This is a genomic window from Campylobacter concisus (genome assembly GCF_015229955.1).
In the GTDB taxonomy this organism is placed as follows: domain Bacteria; phylum Campylobacterota; class Campylobacteria; order Campylobacterales; family Campylobacteraceae; genus Campylobacter_A; species Campylobacter_A concisus_AT.
Genome location: NZ_JAAKYZ010000001.1, coordinates 149,753 through 170,098, shown reverse-complemented (window position 1 = coordinate 170,098; position 20,346 = coordinate 149,753). Strand labels below are relative to the sequence as shown.

General features: G+C 38.8%; 22 protein-coding genes. 2 read left to right on the top strand and 20 right to left on the bottom strand.

Features of this window, described 5'->3' with window-relative positions; all coding sequences use genetic code 11:
• Nucleotides 1-1,359, bottom strand: coding sequence for an Asp-tRNA(Asn)/Glu-tRNA(Gln) amidotransferase subunit GatA (gene gatA / locus G6W45_RS00855; RefSeq protein WP_194167209.1), 1,359 nt, complete (start codon nt 1,357-1,359; stop codon nt 1-3).
• Nucleotides 1,360-1,458: 99 nt separating this feature from the next.
• Entirely contained in the window at nt 1,459-4,215 is a 2,757-nt protein-coding gene (ileS, locus tag G6W45_RS00850; RefSeq protein WP_194167208.1) for an isoleucine--tRNA ligase, read from the bottom strand.
• Nucleotides 4,216-4,310: 95 nt separating this feature from the next.
• On the opposite strand from ileS, the gene G6W45_RS00845 reads away from it, so the two are divergent.
• Nucleotides 4,311-5,408 (top strand): CinA family protein, encoded by a 1,098-nt coding sequence (locus G6W45_RS00845; protein ID WP_194167207.1) that lies wholly within the window; start codon nt 4,311-4,313, stop codon nt 5,406-5,408.
• 301 nt (nt 5,409-5,709) lie between these two features.
• A complete protein-coding gene (locus tag G6W45_RS09710) occupies nt 5,710-5,850 on the top strand; it encodes a hypothetical protein (RefSeq protein WP_242039016.1) in 141 nt (46 codons plus the stop codon).
• A gap of 175 nt (nt 5,851-6,025) precedes the next feature.
• Here G6W45_RS09710 and G6W45_RS00835 read toward each other — a convergent pair whose 3' ends face one another.
• Genes G6W45_RS00835 through G6W45_RS00750 form a run of 18 tightly spaced genes read right to left on the bottom strand, consistent with a single transcriptional unit; the run spans nt 6,026 to nt 20,341 of the window.
• Nucleotides 6,026-8,254, bottom strand: coding sequence for an MMPL family transporter (locus G6W45_RS00835; protein WP_194167206.1), 2,229 nt, complete (start codon nt 8,252-8,254; stop codon nt 6,026-6,028).
• The gene (locus G6W45_RS00830) at nt 8,251-8,769 is read right to left on the bottom strand and encodes a LolA family protein (RefSeq protein WP_194167205.1); all 519 of its coding nucleotides are present in this window, start codon (nt 8,767-8,769) and stop codon (nt 8,251-8,253) included. Before G6W45_RS00830 ends, G6W45_RS00835 begins: the two co-directional genes overlap by 4 nt.
• Nucleotides 8,766-9,188, bottom strand: a complete 423-nt coding sequence (locus tag G6W45_RS00825; RefSeq protein WP_242039015.1) for an acyl-CoA thioesterase — start codon at nt 9,186-9,188, stop codon at nt 8,766-8,768. Before G6W45_RS00825 ends, G6W45_RS00830 begins: the two co-directional genes overlap by 4 nt.
• A gap of 2 nt (nt 9,189-9,190) precedes the next feature.
• Entirely contained in the window at nt 9,191-10,801 is a 1,611-nt protein-coding gene (locus G6W45_RS00820; RefSeq protein ID WP_194167203.1) for a glycosyltransferase family 2 protein, read from the bottom strand.
• Nucleotides 10,798-12,354 carry an AMP-binding protein gene (locus tag G6W45_RS00815; RefSeq protein ID WP_194167202.1) on the bottom strand — a complete coding sequence of 519 codons (1,557 nt, stop codon included), beginning with the start codon at nt 12,352-12,354 and terminating at the stop codon, nt 10,798-10,800. Before G6W45_RS00815 ends, G6W45_RS00820 begins: the two co-directional genes overlap by 4 nt.
• Nucleotides 12,344-12,889 carry a COG4648 family protein gene (locus G6W45_RS00810; protein WP_194167201.1) on the bottom strand — a complete coding sequence of 182 codons (546 nt, stop codon included), beginning with the start codon at nt 12,887-12,889 and terminating at the stop codon, nt 12,344-12,346. Before G6W45_RS00810 ends, G6W45_RS00815 begins: the two co-directional genes overlap by 11 nt.
• Nucleotides 12,879-13,124 carry an ApeF family acyl carrier protein gene (gene apeF / locus G6W45_RS00805; protein WP_021090641.1) on the bottom strand — a complete coding sequence of 82 codons (246 nt, stop codon included), beginning with the start codon at nt 13,122-13,124 and terminating at the stop codon, nt 12,879-12,881. The genes G6W45_RS00810 and apeF overlap by 11 nt, the downstream gene beginning before the upstream one ends.
• Before the next feature lie 2 nt (nt 13,125-13,126).
• Nucleotides 13,127-13,384 (bottom strand): ApeE family acyl carrier protein, encoded by a 258-nt coding sequence (apeE, locus tag G6W45_RS00800; protein WP_021090881.1) that lies wholly within the window; start codon nt 13,382-13,384, stop codon nt 13,127-13,129.
• Complete coding sequence (locus tag G6W45_RS00795) at nt 13,368-14,114, bottom strand: lysophospholipid acyltransferase family protein (RefSeq protein WP_194167200.1); 747 nt, start codon at nt 14,112-14,114, stop codon at nt 13,368-13,370. Before G6W45_RS00795 ends, apeE begins: the two co-directional genes overlap by 17 nt.
• Nucleotides 14,104-14,772: a beta-ketoacyl synthase chain length factor gene (locus G6W45_RS00790; protein ID WP_194167199.1), complete on the bottom strand. Its 669-nt coding sequence runs from the start codon at nt 14,770-14,772 to the stop codon at nt 14,104-14,106. The genes G6W45_RS00795 and G6W45_RS00790 overlap by 11 nt, the downstream gene beginning before the upstream one ends.
• Entirely contained in the window at nt 14,772-15,188 is a 417-nt protein-coding gene (locus G6W45_RS00785) for an excinuclease ABC subunit A (RefSeq protein WP_107709171.1), read from the bottom strand. Before G6W45_RS00785 ends, G6W45_RS00790 begins: the two co-directional genes overlap by 1 nt.
• A gap of 11 nt (nt 15,189-15,199) precedes the next feature.
• Complete coding sequence (locus G6W45_RS00780) at nt 15,200-16,453, bottom strand: beta-ketoacyl-ACP synthase (protein WP_107709537.1); 1,254 nt, start codon at nt 16,451-16,453, stop codon at nt 15,200-15,202.
• Nucleotides 16,453-17,172, bottom strand: a complete 720-nt coding sequence (gene fabG / locus G6W45_RS00775; protein WP_107709173.1) for a 3-oxoacyl-ACP reductase FabG — start codon at nt 17,170-17,172, stop codon at nt 16,453-16,455. Before fabG ends, G6W45_RS00780 begins: the two co-directional genes overlap by 1 nt.
• On the bottom strand, nt 17,165-17,608 hold the full coding sequence (locus G6W45_RS00770) for a hotdog family protein (RefSeq protein ID WP_107709175.1): 444 nt from the start codon (nt 17,606-17,608) through the stop codon (nt 17,165-17,167). The genes fabG and G6W45_RS00770 overlap by 8 nt, the downstream gene beginning before the upstream one ends.
• A complete protein-coding gene (locus G6W45_RS00765) occupies nt 17,605-18,774 on the bottom strand; it encodes a beta-ketoacyl synthase N-terminal-like domain-containing protein (RefSeq protein ID WP_346265353.1) in 1,170 nt (389 codons plus the stop codon). The genes G6W45_RS00770 and G6W45_RS00765 overlap by 4 nt, the downstream gene beginning before the upstream one ends.
• Nucleotides 18,758-19,135 (bottom strand): hypothetical protein, encoded by a 378-nt coding sequence (locus tag G6W45_RS00760; protein WP_194167198.1) that lies wholly within the window; start codon nt 19,133-19,135, stop codon nt 18,758-18,760. Before G6W45_RS00760 ends, G6W45_RS00765 begins: the two co-directional genes overlap by 17 nt.
• A 23-nt stretch (nt 19,136-19,158) precedes the next feature.
• Complete coding sequence (locus G6W45_RS00755; protein WP_194167197.1) at nt 19,159-19,680, bottom strand: 4'-phosphopantetheinyl transferase family protein; 522 nt, start codon at nt 19,678-19,680, stop codon at nt 19,159-19,161.
• Nucleotides 19,661-20,341: a sulfate ABC transporter ATP-binding protein gene (locus G6W45_RS00750; RefSeq protein WP_194167196.1), complete on the bottom strand. Its 681-nt coding sequence runs from the start codon at nt 20,339-20,341 to the stop codon at nt 19,661-19,663. The genes G6W45_RS00755 and G6W45_RS00750 overlap by 20 nt, the downstream gene beginning before the upstream one ends.
• Nucleotides 20,342-20,346: the final 5 nt, after the last annotated feature.

The window sequence follows — 20,346 nt, the reverse complement described above, 5'->3', positions numbered from 1 at the left end:
TTATCCTTTTATTAAATTTTCTAGGCTCTTGGCACCATTTATCAAGGTCTGTTCATCCCATGCTTTTGCGATTAGCTGTGCGCTTATATTTAGATTTAGATCATCTTTGCCAACTGGCACAGAGATAGCTGGTAGGCCTGCTAAATTTACGCTGATAGTGTAAATATCGCTTAGATATGCTTGAAGTGGATCGCTGTGTGCTCCAAATTTATAGGCTGTACTCGGAGCTACTGGCATAAATATAAGGTCGTTTTCTTCTAAAATTCTCTCGTATTGAGCTTTTATATGCGCTCTTGCTTTTTGCGCTTTGATATAGTAAGCGTCGTAATATCCGCTACTTAGCACAAAGGTACCAAGCAAAATTCTTCTTTTTACTTCTTCACCAAAACCCTCAGAGCGTGAGTTAATATATAGCTCTTTTAAATTTTTAGCGTCTGCGCGTCTGCCGTATCTTACGCCATCGTAGCGGCTTAAATTTGCGCTTGCCTCTGCAGTTGCTATTATGTAGTAGGTTGCGACGTCATATTTTGAGTCTTCAAAATTTGTATAAGTTACGCTGTGACCGTGTGATTTTAGCTTTTCAATGGCTAAATTTAAAGCAACTTTTGTCTGCTCGCTTGCGTTTTCGACGTAGTTTTTAACAACGCAAATTTTTAGTTTCTTCTCGCTATCTATCTTGTCACTAATGCTCACAAACGGTACATCTGCACTTGTGCTATCTTTTTCGTCATGCCCAGCGATCACGTCATATAAAATGGCTGCGTCTTCTACGTTTTGAGCGATTGGACCTATCTGATCAAGGCTGCTTGAGTAGGCGCCAAGGCCGTATCTGCTCACTCTGCCGTAAGTTGGCTTAAAACCTACGCATCCACAAAATGCCGCTGGCTGGCGGATCGAGCCACCAGTATCACTACCAAGTGCAGCTACTGCGAGTCCAGCTGCGACTGCTGCTGCTGAGCCACCGCTACTGCCACCTGGGACATGGGCATGATTTAGTGGGTTTAGTGTTTTGCCGTAAAATGAGCTCTCAGTCGTGCTTCCCATCGCAAATTCGTCCATATTTGTGCGGCCAAATGGAGCTAAATTTTTACTAAGTAGCTTTTCTATTACGGTTGCATTATATGGTGCTACGTAGCCTTGTAAAATTTTTGAGGCACTTGTTACATTCCAGCCTTTTACCTGGATGTTGTCTTTTATAGCGATAGGCACGCCCTCGCCTAGTTTTGCAATCTCTAAATTTGCTAGCTGCTCGACATAAGCGCCAAGCTCTTTTTCTTTTATGATCTTTGCCTCAAGCTCGGCTCTTAAATTTTTTATCTCTTCAGCTGAAAATTTTAAAGCTTCTTTCAAAGTTACCACTATTTTTATCCTTTAAATTTATTAACCAAAAATATGCCAAACAAGCTAACAACGACCACCGCAGCGATCGTTGCTATTATGATAGTTGCGCTTACTGGCTCACTTAGCACTTATGACCTCTTCGCATCTTGGGCATAGCGCATCTTCTTTGCTAGCGTTAAATTTCCAGCACCTTGGGCATTTGTGAAGGTTGCTTGCTATGATCTTAAATTTATCACCCTCCAGCTCAAACTCAGCTAACGGCTCGCTATCATCGTAAGCTCTAACTGAGCTTACCATGTAAAGATCAGCCACTTCGCGCTCGTCGTAGCTTGTGATGCTGTGACTTGTGGTCTCTAGGCTTAGCTCTAGGGTTGACTTTATCTTTTTATCCTTTTTAAGAACATCCACGATCTCGTTAAATTTCTCCCTGCTAGCAAAAAGCAGCTCATCTTCAAAACTAAGGTCAAAAATGATCGGCTCATAGACTAGATCAAACGCGTCTTTTGCCTCGCCTTTGATGATCTTTGGAGCATAATCCATCACCTCATCGACGGTGTAAGTAAGCGTTGGAGCGATGAGTGGCAAAAGTGCCTTTGTGATGATCGCCATCGCGCTTTGGGCTGATCTTCTTCTTGGAGCGTCTTTTGCGTCGCAGTAGAGCCTATCTTTACAAACGTCAAGATAGACGCCACTAAGATCGGCTGATAGGAAATTTAAAAGGATGTTAAAGCCCTTTGAAAAGTCGTAATTTCTAAAGCAAGCGCTCGCCTCGTCAAAGACCTTTTTAGCGCGTGCTAATATCCATTTATCAAGAATGTTAAACTCTGTATTTAGGCTCTCAAGGTCATTTACGTTTGCTAGTAAAAAGCGGATCGTGTTGCGGATTTTGCGGTATTGCTCGCTTATTTGCTTTAATATATCTTCGCTTATTTTTAGGTCGCTTGAGTAATCACTCATGCCAACCCAAAGGCGTAAAATTTCCACGCCGTGAGTTTTGGCCACGTCTTGTGGAGCGATGACGTTGCCCTTGCTCTTGCTCATCTTTTCGCCCTTAGCATCGACTGTAAAGCCGTGAGTTAGTATGCTCTCATAAGGTGCGTGAGAATTTATAGCTGTGCTTACTAGAAGCGAGCTTTGAAACCAGCCGCGGTGCTGATCTGAGCCCTCAAGATACATGCTTGCAGGGTATTTGCCAGCGTCGTAGTTGTCGCTTTGCAAGACTGCATGCCATGTCGAGCCACTATCAAACCAAACATCAAGGATGTCCATCACTTTTTCTAAATTTTCAGCCTTGTATTTTGTGCCTTTTGGTAAAAGCTCATCTATACTTAGCGCCCACCACGCATCAGCGCCTTTTTCTTTAAAGATAGCCACGATGTGGTCCAAAATTTCACTATCAAATATAACTTCTTTTGTCGCTTTATCTCTGAAAAATGCGATCGGCACGCCCCAGTCACGCTGACGAGAGATGCACCAGTCTGGGCGATTTTCTATCATAGAGCCTATTCTTTTTATGCCCACACTTGGGTAAAATTTAACCTTTTCAAGCTCTTTTAGCGCTGTTTGTCTAAGCGTTTTTCCACCTAGTTTAGCCTCGTCCATAGCTATAAACCACTGCTTTGTGGCTCTATAAATGACAGGCTTATGCGTTCTCCAACAAAATGGATAAGAGTGCCTAAATTTAGAGACGCTAAGCAAGCTTTTACCAAGTAGCTCTAAAATTTTCTCATTTGCTTTAAAGATGTGCATGCCGACAAACTCGTCTACCACGTCGCTTCTAAATAGTCCGTGATGTTTTAGGCTCTCATCGTAGCAGCCACCATCATCAACTGGCATCAAAATTTCGCTAAAGCCATACTTCAAACATACGTAGTAGTCGTCTTCGCCGTGTCCTGGAGCTGTGTGAACAAGTCCAGTACCACCATCCATCATAACGTGATCGCCTAGTAAAAATCGTGACTTTCTGCCGTTTAGTGGATTTATCGCGTGAGTATTTTCAAGCAGGCTTGATTTAAACTCTTTTTTGATCTCGCCCTTACTTAGACCACTTTGCACAACGCTTTCAAGTAGTGGCTTTGCAAATATCAAATTTTCAGCCGTTAGCACATAAATTTCATCTGGTTTTAGACTTATGGCTTGATTTGCTGGAAGTGTCCAAGGCGTAGTTGTCCAGATGACAGCGCTTGCCTCTTTTACGCCAAGCTTTTCTAGCGCGTCGCCATCAAGCTCAAATGCTACGTAAATAGAGTAGTCCTCTTTCTCCTCATACTCGACTTCAGCTTCAGCTAACGCCGATCTAGCCGCCCAGCTCCAATAAACTGGCTTGCTTCTTTCTATCAAAAGCCCCTTTTTAGCGATCTCGCAAAGTGCTTTGTAGATGTCGGCCTCAAACTCAAATTTCATCGTCATGTATGGATTTTCAAAGTCACCGATGATGCCAAGGCTTTTAAATTCATTGCGCTGAATGTCTATAAATTCTCTCGCGTGCTGCCTGCAAAGCTCCCTGATCTCGACCTTGCTAAGCTCTTTTTTCTTATCGCCAAGCTTTACTTCAACTTGTTGCTCGATCGGCAAGCCGTGGCAGTCCCAGCCTGGCACGTAGTGGACATTTTCGCCGTAAAAATAGTGCGTTTTTGTGATGATATCTTTTAAAATTTTATTTAACGCGTGGCCGATGTGAAGATGGCCGTTTGCATACGGAGGGCCGTCGTGGATGTTGAAGTTTTTAACCGCTTTTTGGCGGTTTTTTTTCATTTTTTCATAAACCTTGCGCTCTTCGTACCATGATTTTAGTCTTTGTGGTTCATTTTGTGGGAGATTTCCGCGCATCGGGAAATTTGTCTCTGGGAGTAAAAGTGTCTCTTTGTAGTCCATTTTTTACCTTGATTTTAAAATTTGCTAATTTTACACCTGTGCTGGTTAAATCACACTGAAAAATAGTATAATGGGGCAAAAAAAGGAGCTTAAAAATGAGACAAAGTATCTTGATAATAGGCGAAGATCTTGAGATAAATAGAGAATTTCTAAACTACATTTTTCAAAGTTACGAGGATCATTTTGGCGAGCTTGGAGTGGTCAGTTTTGCTCCAAAAAACAGCAAAGAGCTACCTTTTATCATCGAAAATTTATCAAAAGATTACGACTTTGTAAGCATTTTTGGCTCAGATGAAAATTTTGCCATCGCCGCAAAGATTGTAGCGACGCTAACTGGGGGCTCTCTCGAGCTAAAAGATAGCACGACACTTGCGCTTAAAGATAGCTTAGACTACTCTAAAAATAGCTTTCTAGCCAGCCTAAATAACGCTCAGATAAATCTCATAAAAGCTAATCCAAATGAAGAGCTAGGCGAGTTTCTCACCGAGTATGAGCCTGATTTTAGTTACTTTCATCTAATGGACATCGACGCTGATAGTGCGAGGATCCTTATGCTGCCACTTGCTAAAACTTACGAGGTTGATATCACTCTTGCGCAGATCCTGCCAAATTTGATACTAGTAAGGGCAAAAAGCAATAAATTTGGTCAGATCGAGAGCTTTTTACAAGGGGTAAAAACGCTATTTTCGCAAAAATTTATCCCACAAAAAGATGTGATCGAATTTATAGCAAAAAAGCTCATGCAAAAGGGACTTAAAATTTCATTTGCCGAGTCTTGCACGGCTGGGCTGGCGGCAGCTAAATTTGCAAGATATGGCGGCATCTCGGCTAGCTTTGATGGCTCGTTAGTAACCTACGCAAACCACATAAAGCACGAGTGGCTGGGCGTTGAGGATGAGATTTTAGATACTTACGGAGCTGTGAGCGAGCCTTGCGTAAAAGCGATGGTAAAAGGCACGCTAAGCACGACAAATGCGGACTTTACGCTTGCTATTAGCGGCATAGCGGGACCAGGTGGTGGCACAGCTAGCAAGCCAGTTGGCACAGTATATGTCGCAGCTGGCGATAGAGACGGTAATATCGAGGTTGAGAGGCTTCTTTTAAAAGGGGAGCGCAACTACGTAAGAGAGCAAAGCGTGCTAAGCGCCTATCTATGTCTACTTCGCCTAAAAAGTGAGATATTTTTTGCTTAAAATTTGTCTTTAAAATCTTGCGTGAAATTTAACTAGCCAAAAATATTTAAAAAAATATTGTTGCTCGCTATTTCCTAGTTACTTACATTTGACACCAAGATATAGCCTGGCGAAATAAAAGCAAGTAACTCGCCTTTGGATACATTGGCGCAAAATTTGGTGGATATACTGATAAAGAAAGTAAAGAAGTTGTCACAAAAGATAGACAAGAGCTCATAAAATACGCGACTATTTTATCTATGTGGATGACCTCATAGACCTTAGCGAAAGTAATATCCCGCAAAATGGCAAGAGCGAGTAGTTGGATAAATTTATAAGCAAGATTAGCAGTGGTGAGTTTAGCTCTTATGCCAAATTTATGCAAGCTTACGGCGCCTCATGCCGTGCAAATTTAGTAAGCCACAAATATATTTTTGAAAGCAGCAACACCAACTTTTTCTAAAATGGTAGCATTTATAAAAAACTAGCCAAGCTGCCATATAAATTTTAAACTCAATATAGCTTCAAACATCCAGAACAAGGTGAATAAAACGAAGATGGTGGCAAACTAGCTGTTAATAAAAAATTTTTACCAAAGCCTCCAAAATAGGCAAAACGCTTGAAGCCAGGAATTTAAGCTAAATTTTTATATTTTTACAAGATAAAACGCTGGCGATCAGCCCATATATCAGCACGCAAAGGCTAACACTTAGCCCAAATACACTAAGAGCAGCGGTCTGGCTAAAAGATAGCGCAAAAAATGAGATAAAGCTCGTTATAAATGCGCAAAATATCCCATAAATTCGCTCTTTTTCGCTAAGACTCTCATTTAGCGCAAATATCATGTAGTCAATCCCCACAGCGCTTGCAAGTATTAGTCCAAAGACACCAAAAATGCTTAAATTTATGCCAAAAACAGCAAAGATAAAGAGCGTAAGAAGCACGCCAAAGATGATGACGCCCATCACAAGTGCCGAGATAAGCGCACTAAAATAAAACCATAGCAGTAAAAACGCGATCACAAGTGCTGCTATTTTTAGCTTTAGAGCAAGCTCTTTTGCCTGAGTTAGGCTCTCATTTAGCGAGTCAGCAAAATTTAGGCTAAAAGCGTTGTAGCGCTTCAGCACCTCATCACTTTGAGCTCCTTTTACAAAGCTGCTCGCGTAAGCCACACTTGCATTTTCATCAAGCATAAATTTCTTAAAATCTTTCATTGATTTTAGAGCTAAAATTTCACTAACTCTAAGCTCTTTTTCGCCCAAAATTTTTAAAATTTCATCCTTTATCTCATCCTTGCTAAAACCAAATTTCTCATAAATCACATAAATTTGCTCATCATCAAGCGCCTTTTTAAAGGCCTCTTTTAGCTCACCCTGCTCGCTTTTACTTAAAAACATATCGCTTAGCGAGCTCTCATCTTTTATCAAATTTCTCTTTTTTAGCTCATCTAAAAGGCTCTTTTCACCTCCCAAAACATCACCTCTTGATCTTGTCACTATCATCGTATTTTGGTTGTTGCCAGTTAGATTTAAGATATAAGAAGAGTCCGCTAGTAGGCTCTTTGGCATATTTGAGTAGTCTTTTACGTTTTCGCTTTTTGATAAATTTTTAAGATCAAAGCCAAGAAAAATAGCTAGCAAAATAAGCGAAAAAGCTAGAAATTTAACTCCCAAATGCCTAGCAACTAGGGCAGAGAGCTTGCAAAATTTAGTTAAAAACGTATCAAAAACCTTTGATCTATAAAATTTCACCCCTTCAAAGACTAAAGGCATAAAAAAGTAGCTAGCTAAAAACGCAGCAACTAGCGCAAACGTTGAAAATAGTGCCACCTCTTTAAGCAGTTTAAGATCAGAAAACGTAAAAGCTAGATAGCCACTAAGCGTGATAAGTAGGCCTAGCAAGAAAATTTTTAGCATATTTTTTATGCTGCCTGCCCTGATTGCTTCACCCTCATTTTTGCTAAGCCAGTGCAAGACGTAGTCAAACATGAGGCCAATAAGGCTTGTGCTTATTAAAATAGTAAGGATATTTAGTTCATTTAGGCAGAGAAAAGTGCCTGCAAATGCCACGCTAAAGCCAAATACAGCGATAAATATCACATAAAAAATTCGCAAATTTCTAAAAGCAAGCATCAAAAATATAGCGGTTAGGCTTAGCGAGACCACACTCATATAAAGGCTCTCGCTCTCATTTTTTTGCTTTGAAAATGCCTGATAGAGGGCACTTGAGTGCACAAAAAGCTCGTTTTGTCCAACTTTAAGCGCTTGTAACTCATTGTAAAATTTTATTAGCCCCTCACTCGAAACTTCCTTTTTTAGCTCGCCTTTTAGCAAGAAAAAGCTATTCTCTGCGTCTTTTACCTCAAGCATAAGATCTGCTAAATTTAATCTCACATTGCCATTTTTTGCGCTAAAACCGCTACTTAGCGAGAAAAAATCATCTTTTACATTTAAAAGTCTAAAGCTAAAGCTATTAAAAATTTCCTCTGCGCGCTTTTTAAAAAAAGCGTTTTTATCGTTCTTTAGAAGCTCTAGATCAGCCCTACTTAAAAGCGCGATCTTTGAGCGGTTGATGTCGTTTTTTATATCATTTAAATTTACGTCAATGTTCACCTCAAAGCTCTTAAAAAGCGAACTTTTAAGAGCTAAGCTTTGCACATTTTTGGCCAGCTCTTTAGAATTTACCAGCACTAAAAAATTTGACGCCATCTCATCTTGCACCTCTTTTAGCACCTTTGCCTCTTTGGCGTCTTTGAAATTTATCAGTGAAAAGATGTCAGTTTGTACGTTTTTTAGGCTCGCAAGCGAATATCCAAGCGAGGCTAAAAAAATAAAGATAAAAGCCAAGATCGTGGCTAGTTTTTTCATTTTAGACTAAACTCATTTATCGTTTTATCGCCGCTTACCTCGTCAAGCTCGATCTTTTTTACCGCCTCATCGCCACTTATCTTTATGGATTTAAAAATTTGTTTAAAGAGTAAATTTTTAGGGCTTAGCTCTATGCTCCACTCTTTTAGGCTGCCACTTGTTTTTATATCAAATTCTTTTCTAAGCTCGTTTTCATCGAGGCTGATAATGGCCAGAAAGAGCTTTTCGTCAAAATTTGCACTCGTCTTTTCAAGCTTGCCATTTTCGTTTTTAAAAATGCCATCTTTATTTATAAAAACCTTTGAGACGACTGGCTCTAGCGTGTCCCAGTAAAGACCACCCTTTTCAAGCCTAAACTCGCCTATGCTTTTTATGTTTTTATTAAAGCCAGCCAGGCTCTTTGTCTGCGTGAAATTTCCGCTTACGCCATCTGTTTTTACTATATTTTTAAGCTCACCCAGCTCATAGCCAAAGCAAGATATAAAAATGGCTAAAAAAAGAGCTATTTTTTTCATAAATTTTCCTTTTTCGTGTAAGCTTTAATCGCCTTTATTAGAGCCTCTGGCATCTCAAAGCAAGTTTGTAAGCTCTTCATATCGATGACAGCTTGCGCGGTATTTGCCTCGCTTAATTTTTCGCCCTTTTCATTTTCTATAAGATAGTGAAATTTCAAAAATGTTTCGCACTCGTTAAGCGTCGTCGTGACCTTGATAGTGTCGTTAAAAAAGGCTGGACGTACGTACTTTACGTCAAGTTTTACGATAGGAAAGGCGTAACCATCTTTTTTCATAGCGATGTAGTTGTACCTTAGCTTGTCAAGTAGTTCGCAGCGTGCCATTTCTAGGTACTTGACATAGTTGCCATGCCACATCACTTCCATGCTATCAACATCAAAAAACGCCACTTTAAATGTGCTAACGTGTGAAATTTTCAAATTTATCTCCAAAAATCAAAAAAATTAAACCACTGCGATGGGTTCTTGCAAGCGTGATCTTCGAGCTGTTTTACATAGCTTTGCACGTATGGCATGACGCTTGCCTTGCGGTCGCGACCTAGTTTTATCTCATCTGCGATATCACTTAGCTCGATACTAAATTTATCGCCATTTTTCACGCACCAAAGCGTGCTCATTTTTACACCCAAAATGCCAGCTAATAAGTATGGGCCGTAGTTAAATTTAGCCATCTTACCAAGAAAACTAACCTCAACAAATTTATCGCCATTTACCGGAGTTCTATCGCCCATTATGCCGATATTTACGCCGTTTTCTACCGCCTCTTTTAGCTCAAGCATAGCTGCTGCATCGAGGTTTTCTACGCTTATTAGCTTGATCTGCCCCTTACTTATCTGCTCTAAAATTTTATAAAAATTTTCATTTCCCTTGCTATAAACCAAGATGATCATACGAAAACTTGGCGATCTAAGCGAAAGTGTCTTGCAAATTTCTACATTTCCTAGGTGGCTTGTTAGCAAAATTCTGCCACGCTTTGATGCCTCAAACTCTTCTTTTATCCACATAAGTTCGTCAATATCTAGCTCATTTTCGAGCACGCCATTTTGCCAAATACGAAATTTATCGCAAATCGCAATACCAAATTCATAAAAATTTCTAAAAACACCAGTAGCTGGTTTTTTACCACTAAATTTCTCTACGTTTTGCAAAAATTCTCTTATATTTTTTCTCTCTATTTTTGAAAAAATATAATAAAAACAAACGACGATCATAACGATAGGTTTTATAAGAAAAATAGGCAAATTCTTGGTTAAAAATAAACTCACCCTTAAGAAAAATTCATTTGATCTTTCGCCTTTTTGCCACCATACGTATTTTTGTCCCCTAAAGGCTTTGCTCAGCAAAAATGGAACCAAACTAAAAAAATATTTTGCATGCATAAGGCTTATTAGCGCGTTATCTTTTAGCATTTTAAAGTGAGAAACTCCACCTTTTTCATATCTTACCTTTAATGGTATCCACTTTAGTCTAATGCCTGCTCTTACGGCATTTACTAGGATCTCCATGTCAAATTCCATCCTATTTGATTTGCTTTGAGATATCGCCCACTCGAGCTCTTTTAGTGGATAAATTCTAAAGCCACACATCGCGTCTTTTATGTCGGTACTTAATGTATTTACCTTGACCCAAAAATTTGTGATCTTTCTACCATAAAATCTCGACTTTGGTGCATCCTCGCCGTAGATGGGGTCAGCTAAGATCATATCATGTGGATACTTTCTACTAAGCTCCAAAAACTCAGCCACTTCACTTATGTCATGCTGAAAGTCAGCGTCGATCTGAAATGCGTGCGTGTAACCATTTTGCAAGGCATGTCTAAAGCCATCTTTTAGCGCAGCTCCTTTGCCGCCATTTTGGGTTCTTGTCAAAATTTCTACACCAAATTCGCTCAAATTTTCTAGTGCTTTTTTTGAAGCTTCGTTTGAGCCATCATCAACTATCAAAATGTGTAGATCATAGCTAGCAAGTGCCTCACAAAGGGCTTTGATCTTTTCTGGATGGTTGTAAAATGGTATGAGAAAGAGCGTCTTCATAAGCCCAGCTTTATCCTGCCAACGCTGCTTCTAGCGCCATTGCAAAATATCTCAAAATAAACCTTCTCATCTTTTTGCGAAATTTCTATACAAAGCTCGTCATTTGGCCTTACAAATTTTAAAAATTTTAGATTCTCCACCACGCACTGATCACCTATTTCTGCGCCAAGCTCTCTTGCAAATTTAAATACAAAATCAAGCTGCACAAAGCCAGGCAATAGTGGTAAATTTGGAAAATGCTCCATAAAAATACCAAGTGCTGGGCTAAGCTTTGTTTTAAATTTATAGACGCCATTTTCGCTACTTTTATCCCAGCTAGGCTCTTCACTCTTTTCTAAAAGCTCTTTAAAATTTGCCTTTAGAAATTTCCCTTGTGCGTTTTTACAAAGCGAGCTAACGATTTTAAAATACCTAACACTATTTTTAAACTCAGGCCTTAAAAGCTCATTTAACCTTGCCACAACGCCCTTTTTACCGCTATTTCTAAAGAGTTTCACACCCTCTTCACTAAGCTCTAAAAGTGCGGCCAGACGCTTAAATTTTGGATGCGTATCACAGTAGCAGTCTTTTAAAAGGCCGCTTTCAAACATCTTATTTTCGATGCTTATTAGATTGACCCTTTTGTCATTTAGCTTAACGATCCTATCGATCCTGCCTTTTAGCGTGAGCCTATTGCCCTTTATCTCAGCCCAGTCGCTAGTTTGGAAAAACTCACACCATGGCGAGCTCACGCTTAGTGCCTCGTCCTCGCTTAAAGCAGCTTTTACCTTGCTAAAAAGCAAAAGCTCATCGCCTAAATTTCTAGCCACTACACCAGTTTCGGTGCTGCCATAGATATCGATAATGCGCGCACTGCTTAGTTTTGCTATGCTAGCTCTTAGCTCACTCTTTAGGGCTGAGCCGGCACAGATGATGTTTTTTAGCCCTGAAATTTCAGCTGCTCTTGGGCTAGAAATTAGCGTTTGAAGCAAAACTGGGCTTGTTATGAAACTTAAATTTTCAAGCTCTAGCTCAAAGATCGCCTCTGGGTAATTTAGCTCCTTGCTAACGGCCTTTGCACCAGAGATGATGGGCAAAAATACCTTAAAAGTAAGGCCAAACATATGCTGATGTGAAACGCTTGAAAAAAATGTATCGTTTTCATTAACTCCAAGTTCTTCTTTTAAAAATAGCCCTTCTTCTATCATCGCACCAAGTCTTTTTGGAATATTTTTGCTCTTTCCAGTCGAGCCTGAAGTTTGAAGAAAAAAAGTAGAATTTAGATTAAATTTTGGCTCCATATTTCTGGCTGGAGCTAAAAAATTCTTGAAATTTTCATCATTGATATTAAATTTATCACTACTAAAAATAGGCTTTGCAAGCAAGATCGGTCTCACGCCGATCGCAAGTGCTCCAAAAAAGGCGACACAAAAGTCAAAAGTTTCGCTCAGATAGATCTCTATCTCACTCACGCCATACTCTTTTAAATTTGCCCCAAAAATACCAACTTGTGAGTATAAATTTTTATCAATATCAACAAATTTAAACTCTTTTAGACTATTTTCAAACTCCATTTTTCCTCTTTAAAATAAAAACTTTGCGATATAAAATTTCTCCAAAAAACAAAAATCCCATCAAAATATAAGAAACAAAGGAGCAGTAAATACTCCAATAAAATTTATTTTCAAAGCACGATAAAATAAATGCTAAAACCGCATTAAATACAAAAAATAAGCACCAAATTTTTGTTAGCCCTCTTGTGTAGCTAACGACCTTTTCATCTATATTTTTCTCTTTTAATCTAGCGATTTTAGTTATAACAGCCTCGCCCTTTAAGCTGTAAAAAAAGACCGCCAAAAAGCCAAGGCTTACGATACTTGGATATAAAAGTGCTAAACTTACGCTTCTAAAAATAGCACAAATGACAAAAAACACCCCAGCCAATAAGCAAGCCTGCCTTTTTCTGCCACTTTCAAAATAGGCTCTAAGCACCCAAAGCACACATAAAACACCAAATATCAAAGTGGCGTTTTCTTGCCAAAAAAATAGCACTAAAGGGTAAGCAATGCTTGCTAAAACTAGTGCTAGGTTTACTATTTTATGCTTCAAATTTCTTTGCTACGGCTTTTACGATATCATCAAGCGTTTTTACGTTTTTAAAATCCTCTGGCATCAGCCTATGTCCGGTTTGACGTTTGATGTAATCAATCATATCAATAGCGTCGATGCTATCAATCTGCAAATCCTCATATATCCTAGTCTCTGGCTTTATCTTGCTCTCATCTATCTCAAAAAGATCAATCAAGGCTTTCTTTAAAATTTCAAAAATTTCTTTTTCACTCATCGTTATTTCCTATTTTCGTAAATGTATTTTGCAAGAGAAGATACGCTAAAAAATATCTCTTTTAGATTTGCACTCTTTGAGTCAAGCACAAGACCATATTTTTTCTGCACCGCAAGCCCAAGTTCTAAAGCATCAACGCTATCAAGCCCAAGACCATCATTAAAAAGTGGCGCATTCTCATCAATATCGCTTGGCTTCATATCCTCTAAATTTAAGCTTGTGATGATCAACTCTTTTATCTCATTAACTAGCTCTTTCACCAAATTCCTCCTTATAAATTTTACTTATCTCATCATGCATTGCTCTAGCCCTCACGGGGCTTGGCCTATCCTTTAAAAACATATCAACATCAAAAATTTTTATCTCTTTAAAATGATATTTTATCTTTTCATCTGGCGTTTTGTACCATGGTTCATTTTTTCTAAGGCTTCTTGGGTGCATATTGATACCGATGCAAACAATCTTTTTAGCGCCTTTTACACCCATGTAAGCTGCTGCCTTATGAAAAATAATTTCATCTTTCGTACGTGTGCCTTCTGGGAAAATTAATAAATTTTCACCGCTTTTTAAAACCTCTACGCTTTTTTGTAAAAATTCCTCGTTATTTGTGTTTGGTATGTAGTTGCAAGCCCTAATAGCTGCAAATAAAAATATATTTTTGCCAAGCTCGCCCTTTACGATGCAGTTTATTCTTTTAAATTTTGAAACCAAAAAGACCACATCAAGAAGCGAAGGGTGGTTTGCTATGACTAAATTTGATCCGCCATTTAGCTCGCTAAGCTCAAATTTATAGTCCAAACACCCACAAATTTTAGTAACTTTTATAAAAAATCCCCAAGAAATTCTAACTAGATCGCGGCATAAATTTTGTATAAATTTAAATTTATTTAGCCCCAAAAGCACCACTGGCACAAGCAGTAAATCTCCGCTTATGCAAATAATCGCAAAAAAGAAAAAAAAAGATCCAGTTCTTAAAATTTTAAGGCTCATAGCTAAAATCCCAAGATGAAGAATAACTACAACTTTGCCAGCTTTTTGATATTTTTGGATCAAAATTTACAATAAAGCTTTTTAATAAATTCCCGCAAATTTCTTTTTCTTTTTTAGCTCTTTTTAGAGTTAAAACTCTCTCATTTTTCGCCTTTGAGACAACAAGAGCGAGCATAAATGACGGCTTTTTCTCATCAAAATAACTCTGCTTTATCGACTCATGATAGGCAAGTATTAGCACCTTTTCATATCCGTCATTTAGTCTTAAAAACGCGGCTTGCAAGGCATCTTCGACTGGACTAAAAGAGGAAATGGCAAGAATTTCATTATGATTTTTAGCTTCTATGCTAAGAAGCGACGAGATAGCGTTATGCACAGAAAGTGAAAACGAAGTAGGCGAAACTGGCTCAGCTTTTGCCAGCGTAGTCTCTAGCTCAAAGCAGCGATTTATCTCTCCTTCATATGAGCTAAAAATAACTGGCATATCAAGCTCGTCAAAACCACTAAGCAAGCTAAAAGCGCACTTTGCAGCACTACTTAGCCTTCTTCTTTGAATTGGTGGAATTTTTGCTAGATCAAATTCTTTTTTGTATCTAGCCAGATCCTCGCCGACATCGCCATAAGCTATCGCATCAAAAAAATCAATTTGAAATTTCATTATTTCGCGATATCACCTTTTAGAGTAACGCCAGACATCAAAGCACCGCTTCCACACTGAAACTGAGTTTTTGAGTTAAATGGTTGTTTTTTGTAGTAGCCAGTTAGATTTACAACCTTTGTGCCACCTTCTTTTAATGCTCTTTCTTGGAAAGTCTTTAAGGCCGAAAGAAGTGCTATTTGGCATGCCTCTTCATCACTTTTATTAAAACCATTTGTCTTTTTATTTGATGTTAGATCTTTTACGATTACCTGTCCGTTATAGCCTGTGCCAAAGCTGATACTTACATTTGGAAGTAAAAAATTTTTAGCTTTTGGGCCATTTAGGAAATCAAGTGAGTGATATTTCACATCATCTCTTGCATTAAGACTTGTAGCAAATGCCAAAATGGCAACTAATGAAACTAATTTTTTCATATTTATCCTTTTTAAAAAATGTTTTTCACTCTTTTAAATATCAAAGATGTATTTACGCCGCCAAATGCAAAGTTATTGCTCATAACAAAGTCCGTCTTTATCGGGGTTGGCTCTTTTAAATAGTTTAGCTTTGCACACTCGGGATCGATCACATTTAAATTTATAGTTGGGAAAAATAGCTCTTCTCTCATCATCATGATAGAGGCGATCGCCTCCAGTCCGCCACAAGCACCAAGCGTATGGCCAAGATAGCTTTTAAGCGAGCTAATGGCGATATCCTCTCCAAAAAGCTCGTTTGTAGCGATACTCTCGGCTATGTCGCCATGCTTTGTCGCAGTCGCATGGGCATTTACGTAACCTATGCTTTTTGGCTCTAAATTTGCATCTCTAAGCGCTAAGCTCATCGCCGCTTTCATCGTAGCGCTTTGTGGTCTAGTGATGTGCGTGCCATCACATGTTGAGCCAAAACCAACGACCTCAGCGTAAATTTTAGCTCCTCTTTTTAATGCACTCTCTTCACTTTCAAGTACCAAAAATCCAGCTCCCTCGCCAAGCACCAAGCCATCTCTATCTTTTTCAAACGGCGTTGGGCTCAAATTTGGCGTGCTATTTTTTACGCTAGTCGCGTAAAGCTTGTCAAAGACGTATGCCTCGCTCACACAAAGCTCTTCAGCCCCACCAGCTAGCATCATATCTATGCTGCCATTTTTTATGCTCTCGTATGCGTAGCCAATGGCGTGCGAACCGCTTGTACATGCCGAAGATGTAGGGATGATGCGCCCTTTTAGCGAGTAAAATAGCGCGATATTTGCCGCTGTAGTGTGAGGCATCATTTTTATGTAGGTATTTGCGTTAAAGCCACTATCCATGTCCAAAACTAGCTTTGCCATATCAAGGATAGAGTCGGTACTGCCAGTACTTGAGCCGCTTGCCACACCCATTCTGCCATCTTGCACACTTGGGTCTAAATTTGACTCATTTAACTCATCACCTTTTAATAATCCAGCATCTTTTAAAGCAAGTCCAGCCGCATGCACACTGTAACACGACACCTTGCCAAGGCTTCTTAGCTGTTTTCTATCCCACTCTTGCGGATATTTGTAGTCTATAATTGGTGCAGCTAGGCGCGTGTTTAGGTCCTTATAGCACTCCCACTCGCTCATGTATCTAACAGCGTTTTTACCCTCAAGAAATTTAGCCCTCATCTCCTCCCAGCTGTTGCCAAAAGCACTGACTGCGCCGATACCTGTGACAAATACACGCATTAGCAAAGTCCTCCATTTACGCCGATAACCTGCCTTGTGATGTAGCTAGCATCACTGCTTAGTAGAAATTTAACCAGCCCTGCCACCTCATCTGCTTCTCCAGCTCTTTTTGCAGGTATGGCCTTTAGCACCTCATATAAAAAGTCGCTATTTAAAATTTCCTCGCTCATATCTGTCTTTATAAGCCCTGGTGCTACGCAGTTTACTGTTATGCCTCTGCTTGCAAGCTCAACTGCAAGGGCTTTGCTAGCTCCTATGATGCCTGCCTTGCTAGCTGAGTAGTTCACCTGACCTCTGTTACCAATAACCCCAGAAACTGAGCTTAAAGTAACGATGCGAGCTGGCTTTCTAGCCCTTATCATGGGCATTAGCGCTGGTCTTAGGACGTTGTAAAAACCATTTAAATTTACATCTATCACGTCAAACCACTCTTCATCGCTCAGCCCCACAAAGGTGTTATCTCTTGTTATGCCAGCGTTTAGCACAACGCCGTAGTAGACGCCATTTGCCTCCATGTCAGCCTCTATGGTCTCTTTAGCTGCAGCGGTATCAGCCACGTCAAATGTCAAAAATTTAGCTCCAAGCTCACTAGCTATCTTTAAAAGCTCATCGCTCTTACTTCTTGCGTGAAGCACCACTTCGTACTCGTTAGCTAAGCGTTTAGCGATGCTAGCTCCTATGCCTCTACTTGATCCAGTTATTAATACTCTCTTACTCACTAAGTGCCTTTTTTACAAATTCTTCATCAGGGCTCATCACGTTTAAAACCGCCCTTGCGCCAAGCTCGCCGTTTACAAAAAGCTCACTGTCATAAACGCCAAATCCACTCTCATCTTGGATCGAGCACTTTGAGATGATCACTATCTCATCGCCCACTTTAAAATACGGCCTAAAAATTTCAAATTTTCTACTGCCAAGCAAAAAGCCAAATATCGCCTTCTCGCCTTTTAGCTCACGCATCTTTGAGTCATAAATACCAAGGCTTTGAGCCATCATTTCAATCGCCTTTTGCATGTAAAATTTTCCATCTTCCAAAAATGGAGTTTGCTCATTTATCACACTTCTTACTTTTATGCTCTCACAAGGGGTAAATTCTAAAATTTCATCGATCAGGGTTATGGCGCTACTGTGCGGTAAATAATCACTTATCATCATCTCACTCTTTTAAATATTATCGCGGCGTTATCTCCACCAAATGCAAAAGATAGCGACATCGCTGTTTTTACGTCAAATTTCGTGCCACTTTTTACTAAATTTATAGCTTCCAAGCTCTCATCATACTCTTCGTCATAAACGTGTGGCGGCAAGGTGCTATTTTCTTGCATACAAAGTATAGCGCAAATGGCGCTCTCGATGGCTCCAGCAGCTCCAAGTGTGTGTCCAATCTGCGGTTTTAACGAGCTAGCATATGCAAAGCCAAGCGTTAAATTTACAGCTTTTGCCTCCATTTTGTCATTTGCTTGCGTGCCAGTGCCATGCAAATTTACATAGTCCACGCCGTCCATGCAAGCTTTTTTTAAAGCTTCTTCTATACAAGAAATTGCCATTTTGGCATTAAAATCAGGCTGAGTCATATGAAAAGCGTCGCAGTTTGAGGCCGAGCCAGCGACAACGACGTTTGAAATTTCATCACGGCTCAGCAAAAACAGTCCAGCTCCCTCGCCTATGTTTATGCCCTCTCTATTTTTAGAAAAGGGTTCGCTTGGTTTTTGACTTAAAATGCTAAGTGAGTTAAAGCCATTTATGGTTAATGTGTTTAAACTATCGACGCCACCGCATATAACCGCATCGCAAATATCGCTTTTTATTAGTCTTTGTGCCTCAATAATCGCCTTAACACCAGAAGTACAGGCAGTTGAAACGCAAAAACTTGGACCTTCTAATCCATAAAATTCGCTCACAAATTCGGTCACATTTGCAAGACAATTTCTGTCTATGCCAAACTTGCTTTTATCAAAAATTTCAGTTTTTATATACTCTTTAAAGGTCCAAAAATTTTCTTCAATTCCACTCGTTGTAGTGCCTAAAATAACACCTACACGGCTTTTGCCAAATTTTTTGATAGCCCTCTTGATCTCATCGTCAAGCTCAAGGAGCGTATTTAAAAGCAAAGCATTAGTTCTTGTTTTAAAGTGTTCTTTTGTATTCTTGGCAAACTCTGGCAGCGCCTTATCAAATTTCGCAACTAAAAATTTATTCTCAAGATGAAACTCACTGCTAAGGCCTAGAAATCTCTTTCCACTTAAAAGCGATCTTAAATTCTCATCACTGCTGCTCCCAGCGGCACTGATAATGGCTGGCTTGCTAACGTAGATCAACACTTTCTACCTCATAATATTGATCATCTATCATAAATTTTTGCTCGCTTTTTTCATCTTTAATCATCTCTAGCACTTTTATAAAAAGTTCATTGTAGGCACTATTTGGTGGCAAAAAACCTAAATTTCTAAAGCTACCTTCTTTTAAAATTCGCCTAGCTTCTGGCGCGCCAAGTGCATTTACAAGGCTAAATTTATACTCGTTCCCGCTATTTTGCACATAAAGCAAAAGTAGACCTTTTGATGAGCTTACCTTAAATGTTTTCAAGTCAAAATCTGCCATCTGCGGTGTATCAAATTTCTTTGCACATCCAAGAGCAAAAAGCGAAATAGCAAGGATTATGACTATTTTTTTTATAAGCAATCTTTACCTTTTAATATTAAAAATTACAAAAGTTTAATAATTATATCTTTGCATTGCTTAAATGCAAGGCAAATAATAAATGAATTATTAATAATTAAGTATTTTTTTGCCATTTCATCGTAGCTGGTAGTACCAAGATCGCTAAACGATAAATTTTTAAGCTTTAAAATTGCCTCTTTTGCAGTATAAATTTCATAAAATTTTTGCATTTTGTCTTTTGCATTTGCTAAAATTTTGCTCTCATCTTTTGTAAAGCAAAAGCTAGCTACTGAGTTAAAATTTCTCTGCTTTAGCTCTTCTACATCGACTCCGATCTTTTCTTTTGAAATGGCTAAAACTGCGATATTTTCTTTATGAGAAAGACAGATTTTACCTCGCATCTTTGCTTTAAATTTTAAGTAGCGAGATATTTTAAATAAGTTTTGTTTTATTAAATTTGGATATTTTTTTACTCTTCTGCGATCTTTTTTATCTAGCATTTTTGAGCTAAATTTCTCACCGCAAAAGCTGATAAGAAGATAAATTTCACCCCTTTTTATAGGCATTTAATCTCTTTTTATAATTTTCATCAAACTCTAATGCTTTTTCAAACTCAGCAGTAAATGCTCTAAGACAATCATTTTTTTGCTGGTTTTCATCGCCAAATGATCTAATACGTGACGCAAAAGTAATCTTATCTTTTCTAAGATCAGCCTCTTTTAGATCAAAGTTTAAATTGCTCATTTTGCTATTTAAGATATGCAAGGCACATTTTCTTGGCCCAAAGATAAAATTTTGTCCGCTTAAGGGCTTTAGGCTTCTTACTAAAATGCCACCATAAAGCGATGGCTCGCTTTTAAAAGATATGTCAAAACCAAAGTTGTGAAAGTAAATCTCTCCTGCCTCGCACTGCCTTTTGTAGGTATTTGCGTCAAAACAAGTATAAATTTCAAGCTCGCTAAATTTATACTCTTTGCCAGAAACAATTAAAACTTTACTTTGCATAAGCTCGCATAAAAAGCTCTGAAATTTCTCGTCAAAAAACTCTTTAAAACCAGCAGTCCCAACTATCTCTTGCTTTATATTTTTATCTAAAATTTTAAAGTTATTTTGTTTGAGCAGATCAAATTTTTCTTTATCAAAATGACTTTGCTCTAAAAATTTACTAAGCACCGCCACCAGATCAAATTTAGCAAAATGGCTTTTAAGTAGCTCGCCAGCTAGCATTTTTG